The 14,983-nt window shown below is 68.9% G+C and carries 13 protein-coding genes; 10 read left to right on the top strand and 3 right to left on the bottom strand.

The window, feature by feature from the left end:
• Window position 1: 1 nt before the first annotated feature.
• Window positions 2-1,897 (bottom strand): CocE/NonD family hydrolase, encoded by a 1,896-nt coding sequence (locus OXG33_14825; protein ID MCY4115189.1) that lies wholly within the window; start codon window positions 1,895-1,897, stop codon window positions 2-4.
• Window positions 1,898-2,254: 357 nt separating this feature from the next.
• Between OXG33_14825 and OXG33_14820 the strand changes: the two genes are divergently transcribed.
• From OXG33_14820 to OXG33_14810, 3 genes are all read left to right on the top strand, one after another.
• The gene (locus tag OXG33_14820) at window positions 2,255-2,773 is read left to right on the top strand and encodes an NUDIX hydrolase (GenBank protein ID MCY4115188.1); all 519 of its coding nucleotides are present in this window, start codon (window positions 2,255-2,257) and stop codon (window positions 2,771-2,773) included.
• 94 nt (window positions 2,774-2,867) lie between these two features.
• A complete protein-coding gene (locus OXG33_14815; GenBank protein MCY4115187.1) occupies window positions 2,868-4,268 on the top strand; it encodes a nodulation protein NfeD in 1,401 nt (466 codons plus the stop codon).
• Between the two features lie 13 nt (window positions 4,269-4,281).
• A complete protein-coding gene (locus tag OXG33_14810; GenBank protein MCY4115186.1) occupies window positions 4,282-5,130 on the top strand; it encodes an SPFH domain-containing protein in 849 nt (282 codons plus the stop codon).
• A 54-nt stretch (window positions 5,131-5,184) separates the two neighbouring features.
• Here the strand turns inward: OXG33_14810 and OXG33_14805 are convergent, their stop codons facing one another.
• Together OXG33_14805 and OXG33_14800 are read right to left on the bottom strand one after the other, a co-directional pair.
• Window positions 5,185-6,948, bottom strand: a complete 1,764-nt coding sequence (locus tag OXG33_14805; GenBank protein MCY4115185.1) for a hypothetical protein — start codon at window positions 6,946-6,948, stop codon at window positions 5,185-5,187.
• Window positions 6,949-6,992: 44 nt separating this feature from the next.
• Window positions 6,993-8,327, bottom strand: a complete 1,335-nt coding sequence (locus OXG33_14800) for a MiaB/RimO family radical SAM methylthiotransferase (GenBank protein ID MCY4115184.1) — start codon at window positions 8,325-8,327, stop codon at window positions 6,993-6,995.
• A gap of 102 nt (window positions 8,328-8,429) precedes the next feature.
• Between OXG33_14800 and OXG33_14795 the strand changes: the two genes are divergently transcribed.
• From OXG33_14795 to OXG33_14765, 7 genes are read left to right on the top strand one after another with little or no spacing between them, the layout of a single operon-like run.
• Complete coding sequence (locus OXG33_14795) at window positions 8,430-8,642, top strand: hypothetical protein (GenBank protein MCY4115183.1); 213 nt, start codon at window positions 8,430-8,432, stop codon at window positions 8,640-8,642.
• Window positions 8,635-9,498 (top strand): dTDP-4-dehydrorhamnose reductase, encoded by an 864-nt coding sequence (gene rfbD, locus OXG33_14790; protein ID MCY4115182.1) that lies wholly within the window; start codon window positions 8,635-8,637, stop codon window positions 9,496-9,498. Before OXG33_14795 ends, rfbD begins: the two co-directional genes overlap by 8 nt.
• Window positions 9,491-10,438, top strand: coding sequence for a glycosyltransferase family 2 protein (locus tag OXG33_14785; GenBank protein MCY4115181.1), 948 nt, complete (start codon window positions 9,491-9,493; stop codon window positions 10,436-10,438). The genes rfbD and OXG33_14785 overlap by 8 nt, the downstream gene beginning before the upstream one ends.
• 35 nt (window positions 10,439-10,473) lie before the next feature.
• The gene (locus OXG33_14780; protein ID MCY4115180.1) at window positions 10,474-11,790 is read left to right on the top strand and encodes an O-antigen ligase family protein; all 1,317 of its coding nucleotides are present in this window, start codon (window positions 10,474-10,476) and stop codon (window positions 11,788-11,790) included.
• A complete protein-coding gene (locus tag OXG33_14775; GenBank protein MCY4115179.1) occupies window positions 11,750-12,853 on the top strand; it encodes a glycosyltransferase family 1 protein in 1,104 nt (367 codons plus the stop codon). Before OXG33_14780 ends, OXG33_14775 begins: the two co-directional genes overlap by 41 nt.
• Window positions 12,850-14,058 (top strand): glycosyltransferase, encoded by a 1,209-nt coding sequence (locus OXG33_14770; protein MCY4115178.1) that lies wholly within the window; start codon window positions 12,850-12,852, stop codon window positions 14,056-14,058. The genes OXG33_14775 and OXG33_14770 overlap by 4 nt, the downstream gene beginning before the upstream one ends.
• Entirely contained in the window at window positions 14,055-14,981 is a 927-nt protein-coding gene (locus OXG33_14765; GenBank protein ID MCY4115177.1) for a glycosyltransferase, read from the top strand. Before OXG33_14770 ends, OXG33_14765 begins: the two co-directional genes overlap by 4 nt.
• Window positions 14,982-14,983: the final 2 nt, after the last annotated feature.

Below are 14,983 nucleotides of genomic sequence, written 5' to 3'. Positions count from 1 at the left end.
CTCAGCGCCCGGAATCGCCTGAGGACGCGACGGGTGAATCGGTGCGTGCGTGGATGAGCAGGCGGCTCGGCCAACTGGCGTCGTGGAAGATTGACTGGTCCGCCGTTTTGACGCGGCGGGCGTGCCCCAGCGGCTCGCCGGTATTGGGATTGGCGTCGAAGCGCGGGTAGTTGCTCGACGAGATGTCAACCCGAATGCGATGCCCGCGGGCGAAGCGATTTGCGGTGGGATACAGGATGATCCGGAACTCGCAGATCTCGCCCGGCGTGAGGAACTCCTCCGACTCGAATCCGTTGCGGAAGCGCGCGCGGATGATGCTGTCGCAGAGATTCAGCTCGTAGCCGCCCGGCGTGCTGCCGGGCGCGTCGCGGTCGTGCGGGTAGACGTCGAGCAGCTTGGCGGTAAAGTCGGTGTCGACCGCCGTGCTCGCCGCGAACAGCCGCACCTCCACGGGACCGGCGATCTCGATGTCGGAGTCCAGGGGCGGCGTCTCGAACGACAGCACGTCGGGACGCGAGGCCAGGGACAGCGTGTCGTGGTGTCCAAAGAAGCGGCCGGGCTGACCGCGTTGATCGAAGCCCCCGGACGGCAGTATGTCCTCCGAGGCGCTGATCGATCCGCCGGCGGTGAGCACCGGATCGTGCGGGTCGTAGGTGTATCGCGTCGGCTCGTGCCTGGCGGTGGGCGCTTGAGCCTGGAGGGAACCGTCCGGGTGGAAATAGAGCGCCTGCTCCCGGTATTCCGGCGGGGGCCATGTGGCGGCGCTCTCCCAACGACCGCCGTGCCAAAGCGTGGACTCGAGATCGGCGGGTGGACGCCCCTCGTGGCCGCCCATGACGAAGTAGCGAACCGGCGGCGCGCCGCGCAATCCGGTGTCGAGCCCCTTCAAGTGCTCGTCGAAGAAGCGCAGCCGCATGTCGTCGTAGGCGGGCACGGCGGCGTCGATGCCGAGCTGGACGTCGCCGGCGGTGCTCTCCTCGACCGTTCCCTCGCCATGCCGCCAGGGACCCATGACCAGGCGCATGGGACTCGACTTGCGCTCGCCGAGGGCGAGGAAATTGGCAATCGCGCCGCGTGGATAGGTGTCGTACCAGCCGCTCTGGAAGAGCACCGGAACATCGGAGTGCTCATCCCAATAGCGGTCGATGGTGTAGCCGCGCTGCATCCAGTACTCGTCGTAGACGCCGCGGGTCAGGATGTCCCAGGCCCATTGCTCATAGGTGGGCAGCAAGCGCAGGGCGGTGCGTCCGGGACGGAATCGCAGCGGTGGACCGAATAGCTCCGGGATCTGGAGATCGGCGGCGTCGAAGGTGCGCTTCAGGTCGGGGTCGGCCAGGGCTTCGCGGCTGGTGCGCGCCATGCGAAAGGCGTAGCGGATGAAGCGTTGCTCCAGGGCGCCGCCCTGCCGCAGCGACGACACGTGATAGTTGCTGGTGCCCTGCCCGACGACCTGGCAGGCGAGGTGCGGCGGATTGAGCGTGGCCAGCGCGCTCTGGTCCGACCCGGCGTAGCTGGCGCCCATGGTGCCCACGCGCCCGTTGCACCACGGCTGCGCGGCCACCCATTCGACCACGTCGTAGCCGTCGGGCGCCTCCAGTGCAAAGGGATACCACTCGCCGGACGATTGCCCGCGCCCGCGGACGTCGTTGATGACCGTGGCGTAGCCGCGACGGGCATACCAATGGCCGCGCCGGGCGTAGTTCGTGCCGTCCTTGAGATAGGGCGTGCGCTCGACGATGGCAGGGAATGCTCCCTCCACCGCCTCGCCGTTGCGCGCGGGCAGGTAGACGTCGGCGGCCAGCGGCACGCCGTCGCGGGCGGGAATGAGGACGTTTGGACTAACAATCGAGTCGTAGGCGCGGTGCGAGCCTTGGAACGGCGCCGCTGCATCAGGCATGGGCAATAACCATTGGCGGCGAGGCGGCTGATTGTGGCCTACGGGAGTGCCAGGCAACAACGACGGTCGGTAGCCGGTGCCCAGCGGCCCCGCTTCCGGAATCCGTTGCACAGACCGATCAGATTCGGGGTGTGAGCCGCGCCCAAGCTTCGAATCACCCTCACCCTAGCCCTCTCCCATCAAAGGAGAGGGGACCGGACGTGCTCTCCAATCTACTTCGGAACGTTTACGCAAGGGTCTCCCTTGGCGGGAATGACGGAGAGATCTCGCCCGGGGCTCCACTCGCGGGAACGACGGACTCGATGCAGGCCACTGCCTGCGCATCCGATTGTTCCACGGCTCGTTAGGCTTAGGGCCATGGCTCGACGTTCCGGTCATCGCGCGGTGATTGCCGTTGGCGGCGTGGTGCGTTCCGGCGACGGCATCGTGCTGGTGCGGCTGACCTACAGCCGGCATCGCGGCAGGTTCATGTTCCCCGGTGGCAAGGTCGATCCCGGCGAATCGCTCGAGGCGGCGCTGGTGCGCGAAGTGTGGGAGGAGGCGGGGATCGAGGCCGAGCCGGAGGGCATAGTGGCCGTGCGTCACCGCGTCGATGCCGACGAGTTGAACACCTTTGTGATCTTTGAAATGCGGCACGTGCGAGGCCGTCCACGCGCGGTTTCCTCGGAGGCCGATGCGGTGGGCGTGTTCGGCGCCGCCGACCTGCGGGGCACGCCTGACAAATTCGTCTCGCTGGTGCCCGAGATTGCGCTGCCGGTGCTCGACGGGACGTACACACGGCTGGCGCGGAACGACGACTTCGCGCCGGCGCCATACGGTCCCGAGACGTTTCGCGTCTACGGCCCGCGCGGGCAAGCGTGGTCTGAACCGGAGTGATTCGACCAGAGCGTCGTGGGCGAATAGCGCATACTTGAGCCGACGGTGGCGGAGGGCGCGGCCGAGATTGCGTCGACGGCGCGGAGGGTGCCCAATGGCTCGACAGCAGCTGCTCAGACGCTGGTGTATCGGCGCCATGTTCGTACTTGGCGTTGCGTGGCTGGCGCTGGCAAACATCTATTCAGCGGCAGGCGCGCAGTCGTCGTACGTCGCGGTCGCGACCATCGACGGCCCCATCGACATCGTCGCCACACGCTACCTCGAGCGGGTGCTCGACGAGGCGTGGGACACGGACGCCGCGTTGCTGGTGGTGCGGCTCAACACGCCGGGCGGGCTGGCCGACAGCACCCGGGACATGGTGGGGCTCATTCTCGAGTCCCGCGTGCCGGTGGCGGTTTACGTGTCGCCCGCAGGCTCGCAGGCCGCGTCTGCCGGCACCTTCGTCGCCGCGGCCGCTCACTTCGCGGTGATGGCGCCCGGCACCAACATCGGCGCCGCGTCGCCGGTCACGGCCGGTGGTGAAGACGTGCCGGCGACCCTGGCGGAGAAGGTCAGCGAGGACACGCAGGCCTTTATTCGCAGCATCGCCGAGCAGCGCGGTCGGGACGCGGCTGCGCTCGAAGCCACGGTGACGCAGGCGAAGTCCTACTCCGCGGGCGAGGCTGAAGACGCGGGCATCATCGACTTCCTCGCTGAGGACCTCGAAGATCTCCTGCGGCAGGCGGACGGCGCGGAGGTCGAGACCACAAGGGGTATGCAACAGGTCAACGTGTCCGGACTCCAGGTGCGCGAGCTCGATCCGACCGGCGTGGAGCGTTTACTGTCCGTGCTGGCGAATCCCACCCTGGCGCTACTGCTCCTGTTCGTCGGTGGATTCGGCTTGCTCGTCGAGTTCTCGGCGCCCGGACTCGGCGTGCCGGGGATCGTGGGGGTGGTGGCCCTCGCCCTGGCGTTCACCGGGCTGGGACAGCTTCCGGTGAACTGGCTGGGCGTGGTGCTGATTCTCGGCGCCTTGGGGCTGGCGGCGCTGGAGGTTCAGGCGGTCGGCTTCGGTCTGTTCGGAGCCAGTGCCGTTGCGGCGTTCGTCGCTGGGGCGTTTCTGCTTGTGGGCGATGCGTTTCGAGTGCCGGAGATAGGTATTCCGGAGATCGAGATCGGCGTGAACCCGTGGTTGATCGGGCTGCTCGGCGGCGTGTTCGCGGCGGTAATCGCGGTCATAGCCTGGGCGCTTCGGTCGGACCGCGTGCGAGCCACGTCCTCGTACGTAAGCCCTGCATCTCAGGCCGCGCTTGTCGGCCGGCTGGCGGAAGTGACGCACACGCTCGATCCGCGCGGCGAAGTGCGGCTTGCCGGCGAGCGCTGGGAAGCGGAGCTGCCGGCGGGGCGCCACGCGGATGTGGGCGAGCGCGTTATGGTGCGGGATGTCGAAGGTTTGCGACTGAGGGTCGATATCTTGCAAGAGTCAGCGTCAGAGGCGCCGACGGTGACGAGCTGAAGGAGGCTTCACCATGGCCATTATCAACTTCGTGCGTGACTACCAGCGGATCGCCCGGTTTCGCTTCGGGCGGTTCGAGGGCATGTTGGGGCCCGGCATCGTCTTCGCGATTCCGATCCTGCACCAGATTCGCCGCGTGGAGACGCGCACCGAGGTGCTGGACATTCCGCGGCAGACCAACATCACCAAGGACAACGCCTCGATCGACATCGACTTCCTGGTGTACATGCGCGTGGACATCAACCAGGCGCAGCGGGCCGTGCTGGAGGTCGAGGACTACCGCGCGGCGGTCGTCGGCCTGGCGACCACGACGCTGCGGGCGGTGGTTGGCGACATCGACCTGGACGACGTGCTCTCGCAGCGGGAGCGCATCAACGAATCGATTCGGGTGAAGCTCGATGCCGAGACCGCGCGGTGGGGCATCAAGGTCACCAACGTCGAAATTCGGGAGATCGACCCGCCGCGAGAGATTCAGGAAGCCATGAATCGCCAGATGTCGGCGGAGCGGCTGCGCCGCGCCGTGATTCTGGAAGCCGACGGTACGCGGCAGTCGAACATCACGGTTGCCGAAGGTGAAAAGCAAGCGGCAATTCTCAAGGCCGAAGGCGCTCGGCAGGCCGAGATTCTGTCCGCCGAAGGCGACCAGCAGGCCGCCGTGCTCCGCGCGCAGGGATTCAGCGAAGCACTCGAACGGATTTTCGTGATCGCGCAGCAGGTGGACCCGAACACCATGAGCCTGCAGTACCTGGACACGCTCAAGTCGCTTGGTGAGAGCCCGTCCTCGAAGTTCATCTTCCCGCTGGAGTTCACCCGGCTGCTGGGCGCCATTGGGGGCAAGGGGGCTACGGACTCCGACGGGTAGGCAGGTCGAGCGCGGAACGTCGACGCGCGCTTGCGGTTGGCGGAGGTTGGCGGCCTAGCCCTGCGGCGGGCTCGTGACCGGCGGAAGTTGCCAGGCTTGGAGCTGGCGCTCGGCGCTGACGGCGAATAGCCGGTTGAGGCGCGGGGCAACCGCGACGCCGCGGATGGCGGCGAGCGTGGTGGCGTCGCCGAGCACTGCGCCGTCGGAGCGGATGACGGTGATGGTCATGTCGTCCACCAGCGCCGCCACGTAGTCGTCCATGGGATAGACGGCGCGGGCGCGCACGCGCGGCGCAAACCAGACTTCGGTGCCGTCGAGCGTGAACGAGCCGACGCCGGCCTCCCCGGCGAGAATGAGGATGTCGTCGCGCGGGGCGCGCGCGGCGGCGGTGGCCGGAAAGCGCAGTTGGGTCCGGATATTGGCGCTCTCGGCCTCGAATACCTGCAGACCAGTGCTGGTGAGGGTGATGACCTGGTCCCCTTCCTGCGTGAAGATGACCTGCAGGATGTCGCCGTCGACGCCGAAGCGTTGCTCAAGATTCCCGTCGGGTCGGATCAGCACGACCTGGTTCTCGCCACGATTGGATGACCCCACGGCCACGGCTCCGCTTCGCTTATCCAGATCGATCGATGCGGCCGAGATGTAGCTCTTGGTGGGGCCCCAATCCGGGCCCTGCCGAGTGAAGGCGAACACCCGTCCGACGCCGCTGGCGTTCGTGCTGCGAACCACGAGCCGGGCGCCCTCGTCGTCAAAGAGCGCCTGCTCGAGGAGCTGATTGTCCGGGCGGAATGGAGCCGGCCATACCTGATTCCCAACGGCATCGAGCAGTTGCACGTCGAACCCGTGAATGGCCAGGAGGTCGCCGTGCCTTTGCATGGATACGTGCGCCAGAGGCATGCGCATGTCGCGTGCCCAGCGCAGGCCGCCGTCCGCTCCGAATGACGCCACCTTGCCCGAGCGAGCCACGGCCACGACCTGCTCCCCGAGCTCCGAGGCGGCCAAATCCTTGGGGTCGAAGTCCAGCCGTTCCAGCCACAGCAGCTCGCGCCAGGATTGACGCTCGGGCGCACGAATGGTGGTCACGTTGAAGGTGAGATCCGTGACGTCCTCGACGCGGACCTGGACGCCGCGAGCCAGCCACTCGCCCGCGACGGCGTCGGCGGCGGCGTCGTCGCCGAAGCGGCCGACCTCGACCCACCCGGGGTTGGCGCGCGAGAGGCGGAGGTCGTCGACGATGTGGGCCAGCGAGGCGCGCGCGGCGGCCTCGTCCTGGTAGGGGCCGACCAGCACGGCGCGCTTGCGCAGGCGCCAGGCCTCGATGGTTGACTCCCCGATGGCCTCCAGCCGCGCCCGCAGCCCATCCTGGGCCAGTCCCGGCCCGATGCCCTCGATGAATGCGCCAAGTCGCTCGCGCACCCGTTGCTGCAAGGTCACCAGGTGCATCAGTCGTTCGGGCTGCTCGGTCTCGCGGTAGCCGCGGACGGTCGGGCCAATTTCGACCAGGGCGTCCACCACGGCGACCAGGTCCAGGTGGGTTGCCTGATCGTCCGGCGCCGGGCCCAGCGGGATGACCTGTTGGGATAGCGCGGAAATCGACGGCCATTGCGCCTCGACGCTCAGCACGAATTGGTCGGCCGACAGGGAGCCGCGGGCAAAGGCGTTGGAATTAATCGCCAGCGTCCGCAGCACGTCGAGCGATCCCGTCGCGACCTCGAGCGCGGGTTCCCAGTAGGGCCGCAAGCGGCCGGCGAGTGGTCGGGGCTGCATCTCCCCGCAGGCGACGGCGCCGCCCCCAAGCATGATGGCCGCCAGAGCCATCCGCCGCGTCAGTACGCGACGGCCAGCGGTGGATTCCATAGCCGCTAGACGGGCACCGCGGCCGGCTGCACGGCCCCGCGGAGTGACCACGGGGTCGCATCCGTCAGCTGAATGGGCACGGTGTCGCCGGCGGCCAAGCCCGCCTGGTCGGCGCTGAACACCAGCTTGTTCGAGCGGGTTCGACCGCGCCAGGTGGGCGGGCGTCCCGGCGCCTTGCCGCTTTCCAGCGACTCCAGCAGCACGTCCTCGACCGAGCCAACCAGGGCGCTGTTGATCTCCCGCGCGATGGGCGTTTGCACGCGTTCGATCTCGTGCAGCCGCCGCAGTTTCTCGTCTTGGGGAATGTCGTCGGCCCACTGGTCGGCCACGGTGCCGTGCCGCGGGCTGAAGGCGGCGACGTGGACCTGGTCGAACCTCAGATCGGCGACGAGGTCGCGCGAGTTCTCGAACTGCGACTCGGTTTCGCCGCAGAAGCCCACGATGACGTCAGTGGTGACGGCGACGCCGGGCACGATCGACCGCAACATGCCGATCGTCTCGCGGTAGTGCGACACGCTGTAGCCGCGCGCCATGCGCCGCAACACGGCGTCGTCGCCGGATTGCACCGGCAAGTTGATTTCCTCGCAGACGCTCGGCAGGTCGCGCATGGCCAGGGCGAGCGGCTCGGTCATGAATTGCGGATGGGCGGTGACGAACCGCACGCGCTCCACGCCGGGAAGCGCGTCGACGGCCGCCAAGGCGTCGGGCAGGCGGTGTCCGTTGAGGTCGAACCCGTAGGCGTTGACGATTTGGCCGACGAGGACGATTTCGCGCGCGCCCTCGTCGACCCATTGCCGCGCCTCGTCGACGATCTCGTCGAGCGGGCGACTGCGCTGGGCGCCGCGCCGAAACGGCACGATGCAGTAGGTGCACCGCTTGTCACAGCCGTAGATGACGTTGACATAACGCGAGACGGCGCCTACGCCGGGAGGCGGCGCGGCCTCAACGTCCTCGTACGCCTCGGTGCCGGGGATCTGCCGTGACATGCGGGCGAGCATGGGCTCGGTATTCAGCGAATCGAACAGCACGTCGACCGGCCGGAGATGCGGCTCGAGCTCGGTGCGGTCGGCGTGAACGGTGCAGCCGGTGAGTCCGACCAGCAGCTCGGGCCGCCGCCGCTTGGCGCCTTGCAGCAGGCCCAGCATGCCCCAGACTTTGCGGTCCGCGTTTTCGCGCACGGCGCAGCCGTTTACCACCACGGCGGTTGCGTCCGCCAGGCTGTGGGCCGGCGCGTGCCCGGCGCTCATCAGGTCGCGTGAGATTCGCTCGCCGTCGGCCTTGTTCATCTGGCACCCGATCGTCCAAATGAAGAACCGATGGCCAGAATTGGTGGCAGGCATACCCGACCTGGGGGAGAATGTCGCGACGCACCGTCGCCGCAAGACACCCTGCATCATACGCTGGCAATGTCGTCGGCCGGCGATGATTCCCGAGATTCGCCCATGAAGCTTCTTCGCCAGGCGTCGCGGCATCCGCGCCTTGTGGCCTGGGCCGCAATGTCCGCCGTCTTCGTCGCATTGGTTCTTGTCGTGTCCCTGGGTCGCGAGCTCGACGTCTGGCAATACATCGGGCTGAGCGCCGTCGCGATTGCCATTGCGGGACTCAGCGTGGCGCTCACGTTCAGCCGGAGTGACGATCCCGAGTTCGATGGCTAGCCGTCCGCCGCGCATCCTCATCACCGGCGGCGGCGGCCAGATCGGCATCGAGATTGCGCGGCAGCTCGATGAGGCCAACGTGACGGCGCTGGGTCGCAGCGCACTGGACGTGACGAGCGGCGCGGCGATGGACCGCGCGCTGGGCGAGATCAAGCCCAACGTGGTGATTCATGCCGCGGCGATGACCGATCCCGAGGCCTGCGAGCGCGATCGCGGCGCGGCGCAGCGGGTGAACGTGGTGGGCGCCTGGAACGTGGCCCGCGCGGTCGCCCGCGCCGGTGCGGAGATGGTGTATCTGAGCACCAGCTACGTATTCGGCGGCGACAAGCTGGGGCCATACCGGGAATACGACGAACCCGGCCCGATCAACGCCTACGGCGTGAGCAAGCTCGGCGGCGAACGCGCCGCCCGCCAAGCCTTGGACCGCCTCTATGTCGTGCGCTCGGGATGGGTGTATAGCCGGTGGAACCGAGGCTTCGTGGCCCGGCTGCTGGAGTTGGCCGACGACGCGTCCAACGTGCGTTACGTGGGCGACCAGGTTGCCAACCCAACGTCTGCGGGCGACCTGGCGGCTGCCATTCTTCGACTCATCGATACGCAGGCGTATGGCGTGCACCACCTCGTCAACGAAGGCGCGACCAGCTGGTATGGCTGGGCGACCGCGGTGCTGCGCGCCGCCGGACGTGACGACGTGGAGCTGGACGAGATCTCGGCCGAGGACTTCCAGCGCGAGGCGCGCCTGCCGGCGAACAGCGAGCTGGCGAACGAGATGGCGCGAGCGGTGGGGCTCACGCTGAGGCCCTGGCACGACGCGCTGGAGGAATTCGTGCGGCAGTGGGTGGCTGATCGTGGCTGACGCGCCGCGTTGGAGCATCGTCATCCCGACGTGGAACGGACGGCACCTCCTGGCCGAGGCGCTGGACGGGCTGAGCCGGCAAACGCTGCGGGACTTCGAGACCATCGTGGTCGACGACGCGTCCGACGACGACACGTGCCTCTGGCTGCGGCAGCACCGACCTGACGTGGTCTCCGTCGAGCTTGCCCAGCGACGCGGGCTGGCGCACGCGATCAACCAGGGACTGGCCGTTGCCCGCGCCGAGCGCCTCGCGTTCCTCAACAACGACGCAGTGCCGGAGCCCGAGTGGCTGGGCGAGCTGGAACGAACTTTTGACGAGCATCCGGACGCCAGCATGTTGGCCTCGCGGATTCTGCTCTATGCGACGCCGGACCGATTGCACGCCGCCGGCGACTTCTTCACGGCCAGCGGGTTGCCGGGCAATCGCGGCGTGTGGGAGCGGGACGGCGCGGAGTTTGACGAGCCGCGCGAAGTGTTTGGCGCGTGCGCCGCCGCCGCGGCCTACCGGAAGTCGCTGTTCGATGCGATTGGCGGGCTGGACGAAGACCTCATGATGTACTGCGAGGACGTGGACCTGAGCTGGCGGGCGCAGCTCGCCGGCCACCGGTGCCGCTACGTGCCGACGGCGCGCGTGCGGCATCGGCGGGGCGCGAGCGCCACCAGCGAGTTCGAGAGTTTTCTGGTCGGGCGAAACCGACCGCTGGTCACGGTGATGAACGTTCCGGGATTCGTGATGCGCCGCCGGTGGTGGTCCATGCTGCGAGCCCAGGGGCAAATCGCGCTCGACGCGCTGCGCAATTTTCAGGGTCGCGCGGCGCGGGCAACCCTGAACGGCCAGCTGGCGGCGATTCCGCAGCTGGGCCGCGCCTTGCGCAAGCGTCGACGTCGCCAGCGAACCCGAACGGTGAGTGAGGCATACGTGTGGTCGCTGCTGGACTAGGATCGGCCGCCCGACGAGTATCGGCGCGATGGGCGTTGACGCCGGCAGTTGCGCTCGCCGCCGGACTTGCCGGATGGATGGCCGCGCGGCTGCAGCCGTCGGCGGCGATGGCCGGTGGCGTGTTGCTGGTTGGCGCCCTCGCGGTCGTCCGACGGCCCGCGTTGGGGCTGGGCGGACTGCTGGCCCTGGCGATCGTGGCGCCGTTCGTGATCGTGCCGGTGCGCGTGGGCGCTCAACCGCCCGTGATCGCGGTGCTCTTGGCCCTCCTGATCGGCGCCACGGCGCTGGCCATGGTCCGGGGCAGCCGAACGCTCTCCCGAGACCGCATCCTGATCGTCCAGGCTCTCTACCTGCTGCTCGTTCTCCTGGCCACGGGGATTGCCTGGCCCATCGAGCGGGATTTCGAGGCGCTGCAGACGGGCCTCAAGCTGGCGATGGCCGCGGCGGTCCCGCTACTGGTTGTGATGTGGCTGCCGCGGTCGTCAATCAGGCGCCATGGACAACTGGTGATCGTTGGCGCCGCGGCGGTCCAGGCCGCGCTGGCCGTGGCGCTGCACCTGGCCGGGGACGTTGGCATCCGGTTCCTGGAGGCGCTGTCTCCGGCCGGCTATCCCGCAGCCGACATTCAGCGGTTCCTGCCCGACGAGGTCACGCCGCGCGCCACGGGACTGCTCGTGGATCCGAACGTTCTGGGCGTCACGCTGGCCATGGCGCTGCCGTTCGCGATGGTTGGTTGCACCGGGTCGGCGCGTCGGTTCGCGCTCCAGGCGACGGCCATTGGTCTGATCGCGGCGGCGCTCATGCTCACGCTGTCGAGGGGCTCCTGGGTGGGCGCCGCGGTGGCGGCGCTTTACGTCATCGCGAGCACACGCCCGCGATTGGGCGCCGGGCTCGCGCTGGCCGGTGCGCTTGGGCTGATCGTGCCGTGGCCGGGGGGGCTGGGGGAGGCGATGCGTGCGGCAGTGGTGCAGCGCGACCTTTCCGACGCCCTGCGGCTGGGCGAACTGCAGGAGGCGGCCCGCGTGATTGGTCGGTATCCCTGGTTTGGCGTGGGCTACGGCGCTTCGCCTGACGCGGACGTTTTTGTCGGTGTATCGAATACGTGGCTATGGATCGCGGAGCGCGCCGGCGTGCTTGCGGCGGCAAGCGCGCTGGGCGTGGTCGTTGCCACGACGGCGCGGGCCGTCCGTGTCGTACGACGCGACCCGATGGCGCGCGCGTGCGCGGCGGGGCTGGCGGCGCTGCTCGCGGCCTCCCTGGTCGACCACCACTTGGCGAGCTTCCAGCACCTGGCCGTGCTGGGCGGCGTCCTTGTCGGCGCCACGCTGGTCGTCGTTCGGCGCAGCCCCTGACGTGCGCGTCGCTCTCGACGGCCGGATGCTGCATCGCGACCGCGCGGGGATCGGCCGGTATATCTGGGAGCTCCAGCAGGCCATCGCCGAGCTAGGCGATCCCAGACTCGACGTCATGCTTCTGCTCGATCCGCGCGACCGGCGCCACCGTGGCGCCGCGCTGCCGGTCCGATCCGCGCCGGCGCCGGCACGGCATCGCTTGGAACGGGCGACGCTGGCCTGGGGGCTACGGACATTCGACGCGGCGCATTTTCCCGACCACGCCCTGCCGCCCGGCGTGCGGACGCCGAGCGCAGTGACGGTCATGGACGTTTCCTTCCTGACCCACCCATCGGCGTACGACCCATCGAGCCTCGAGTTCTATGGCACTGCCATTCGGCGACTGTCCAGGGCGGCGCACGTGATCACCTTGTCGGCGCACGTTCGCGATCAGCTCCTGGAGCGGAATCTCATCCCTCAGGACCGTGTCAGCGTCGTTCACGCGGCGCCAGCGACCCCGCTGCATGCGGGCTGCGATTCGAATCCGACCGGCAAGGGCTACGCCCTGATGGTGGGAACAGTGCAACCACGCAAGAACCACGTGCATGCCGCGAGCGCGTGGGTGCGCTCCAAGGCCGCGCGCGCCATGCCGCTGCTGGTGGCGGGCGCCCTTGGCTATCAAGGCGTCGATATCGTGAGAACCGTGAGGATGTTGGATCGTCAGGCACGGGTGCGGTTCATCGGCTCGGTGTCGGACGCGATGCTGGGAGTGCTCTATCGACATGCGAGCCTGTTGCTGCAGCCATCGCTCGACGAAGGGTTTGGGTTGCCGGTGCTCGAGGCCATGCGGGCCGGGACGCCCTGCGTCATTTCCGACATTGGCGCCCTGCGGGAAGTGGCGGCCGATGCGGCGCTGTACGTGGACCCGCAGGATCCCGTGGCGCTGACGGACGCAATCGACCAGGTCGTGGGCGATCCGTCGCTGCGCGCGAAACTGCGATCGGCCGGACGCGAGCGAGCCGCCGGGTTTTCCTGGGCGCGGGCCGCCGCGGCCACCCTGTCGGTTTACGACCGCCTCACGTGAGCGTCCTCGTCGTCACGCCGTCGGTCCCGTGGCCGCCGACGCATGGCGCGGCGGTGCGCAACAGCGCGTTCATCACGACGCTCGCCGAGGAGTACGACGTTGACGTGATCACCCTCGCCGGCGCGCGCGAGCGTGTGCGCCCGCACCCGAATGCGCGCAGCACAACCGCCATCCGCCTGCGGCGGGCGCCATTGTGGCGACGTCTGGCCAACGCCGCCGTCGGACCTGCGCCTGATCTTGTGTTTCGCCACCGCACGCCGGAGCTTCGAGCCGCCGTGCAGCAGCGCCTTGTCGCGGGCGGTGTCGAGGCGGTGCAGGTGGAAGGCTTGCAGCTGGCGCACATCGTGCACGACGTGGCTGCCTCCACCGAAGGTGAGCGGCGACGGCCGCCCGTGGTCTTTGACGCACACAACGTGGAATGGCGCATTCAGAGCCAACTCGCCAATCTCGCGCGCGGCGCACGCGCCTGGCACTCGCGGCGGCAGGCGGCGCTGCTGCATGGCGTCGAGCGGTGGGTCGTAGGTGCGGCTGATGCCGTGGTCGCCTCGTCGGCGGCCGACGCCGCGTCGCTGGCGACGCTCGGCAATCGCTCGGTCGCGGCGATTCCACACCCGGTTCCGGCGCCGGCGGAGCCGCCCGGCGCCGACTGCGAGTCCGAACTGCCGCGCGTGCTGCTGGCCGCCAATTTCGCCTACCGCCCGAACATCCTTGGGGCCGAGTGGCTGTTTGGCACCGTGTGGCCCGCGGTGCTGCGACGCGTGCCGGAGGCCGAGCTGCGAGTGGTGGGTCCGGGGTCGCTGAGCCTGCGCGCGATTGCCCCGGCGCGCTGCAGCGTGGGCGGGCTGGTTGATGACTTCGAGGCGGAGCAGCGGGAAGCCTGGCTCAGCACCTCGCCCGCGCCGGTGGGGTCGGGGGCGCCGCTGAAGGTGCTGCAATCCCTCGCCCAGGCGCGCCCCGTTGTGGTTCAAGCCAAGGGGCTTGCGGGGCTGGCGCGGTCACTGGCCGGCATTGCCGCGGCGGACTCGGCCGCGGCGTTTGCCGACGCCATTGCCGATCTGCTGCAGGGCCACGAGCGACGGCGCGAGATGGGGCGAAGCGGCCACGCTTACGTCGCCGAGCACCATGCACCGCCGCTTGTGGGAAAGGCGCTGGTGGACGTCCACGGCGACCTGCGGGATTGGGGACAGGATGGAGGCGCGGGATGACGGTGGCGGTGTGCGCGACGGTCCTCAACGAGGCCCGCGACGCCCAAGCATTGGCCGAGAGTCTTCGGTCGCAGCGCCGGACACCTGACGAACTCGTCATCGTCGACGGTGGATCGAGCGACGGGACTGTCGAGATTCTGCGGGAGTCCCTGGCCGGCATGGAGGGCGTGCAGGTCATCGCCGCGCCCGGCAGCAACATTTCGGCCGGTCGAAACCTGGCGGCGCGCTCGGTGACGTCCGACCTGATCGCCTTCACCGATGCGGGAATCGTCCGGTCGCCGGATTGGCTTGGGGCGCTGGTGGATGCCGCGGAGCGGGCGCCGCTCGCCGCCGGGGCGTTTGGCTACATCCTGGCCGCGCCCGGCAACGCCGTCGAAACGGCCATTGGCGCCGTGGGGCTTCCGTTCGCGCGGGAGATCGATCCGGCGCACTATCCGCCGAGCGGTGGGTCGGTGCTGCTGCGACGGCAATGGTTTGATCAAGTCGGCGGTTTTCCCGAGTGGCTCGACTACGGCGAGGATCTGTGGCTCGATCGGAGGATCTGGGCCGAGGGCGGTTGGTTTGTTCACGCTCCGGGCGCCGACGTTTGGAATCGACCGCGTTCGAGCCTGCCGGCATTCTTCCGCCAGTATTTTCACTACGCGTCGGGCGATGGCCGGGCCGGCATGCTCGGGAAACGCCACGCCGCGCGCTTCGCGGCCTACGCCGTGGGTCTATCCCTGGTACGGCGGCCATCGTGGGGCCGCATCGCGCTGCTCGCGTTCCTGGGCTATCGATACCTGGGCCGACCGATCGCGCGGGCGCGGGCAATGCCCGGCGGTGGATCGGCTGCACCGGCTCTCGTCCCGCTCGTGCGGGTGGTTGGCGACGCGGCCAAAATGCTGGGCTATGCGGCGGGCTGTTGGCGTCGGCTGAGGGGCTAGGA

This window comes from Chloroflexota bacterium (genome assembly GCA_026708035.1).
Classification (GTDB): Bacteria; Chloroflexota; UBA11872; order UBA11872; family UBA11872; genus JAJECS01.
The sequence above is the reverse complement of the archived record's forward strand: the minus strand, read 5'-3'. Positions and strand labels throughout refer to the sequence as shown.

Bases quoted from the DNA above. Each gene is read 5' to 3' on its own strand.
- OXG33_14820 (MCY4115188.1), top strand. From the start codon at position 2,255: ATGGCTCGACGTTCCGGTCATCGCGCGGTGATTGCCGTTGGCGGCGTG.
- OXG33_14800 (MCY4115184.1), bottom strand. From the start codon at position 8,327: ATGCCTGCCACCAATTCTGGCCATCGGTTCTTCATTTGGACGATCGGG.
- rfbD (MCY4115182.1), top strand. From the start codon at position 8,635: ATGGCTAGCCGTCCGCCGCGCATCCTCATCACCGGCGGCGGCGGCCAG.
- OXG33_14795 (MCY4115183.1), top strand. From the start codon at position 8,430: ATGAAGCTTCTTCGCCAGGCGTCGCGGCATCCGCGCCTTGTGGCCTGG.
- OXG33_14810 (MCY4115186.1), top strand. From the start codon at position 4,282: ATGGCCATTATCAACTTCGTGCGTGACTACCAGCGGATCGCCCGGTTT.
- OXG33_14815 (MCY4115187.1), top strand. From the start codon at position 2,868: ATGGCTCGACAGCAGCTGCTCAGACGCTGGTGTATCGGCGCCATGTTC.
- OXG33_14765 (MCY4115177.1), top strand. From the start codon at position 14,055: ATGACGGTGGCGGTGTGCGCGACGGTCCTCAACGAGGCCCGCGACGCC.
- OXG33_14825 (MCY4115189.1), bottom strand. From the start codon at position 1,897: ATGCCTGATGCAGCGGCGCCGTTCCAAGGCTCGCACCGCGCCTACGAC.
- OXG33_14805 (MCY4115185.1), bottom strand. From the start codon at position 6,948: ATGGCTCTGGCGGCCATCATGCTTGGGGGCGGCGCCGTCGCCTGCGGG.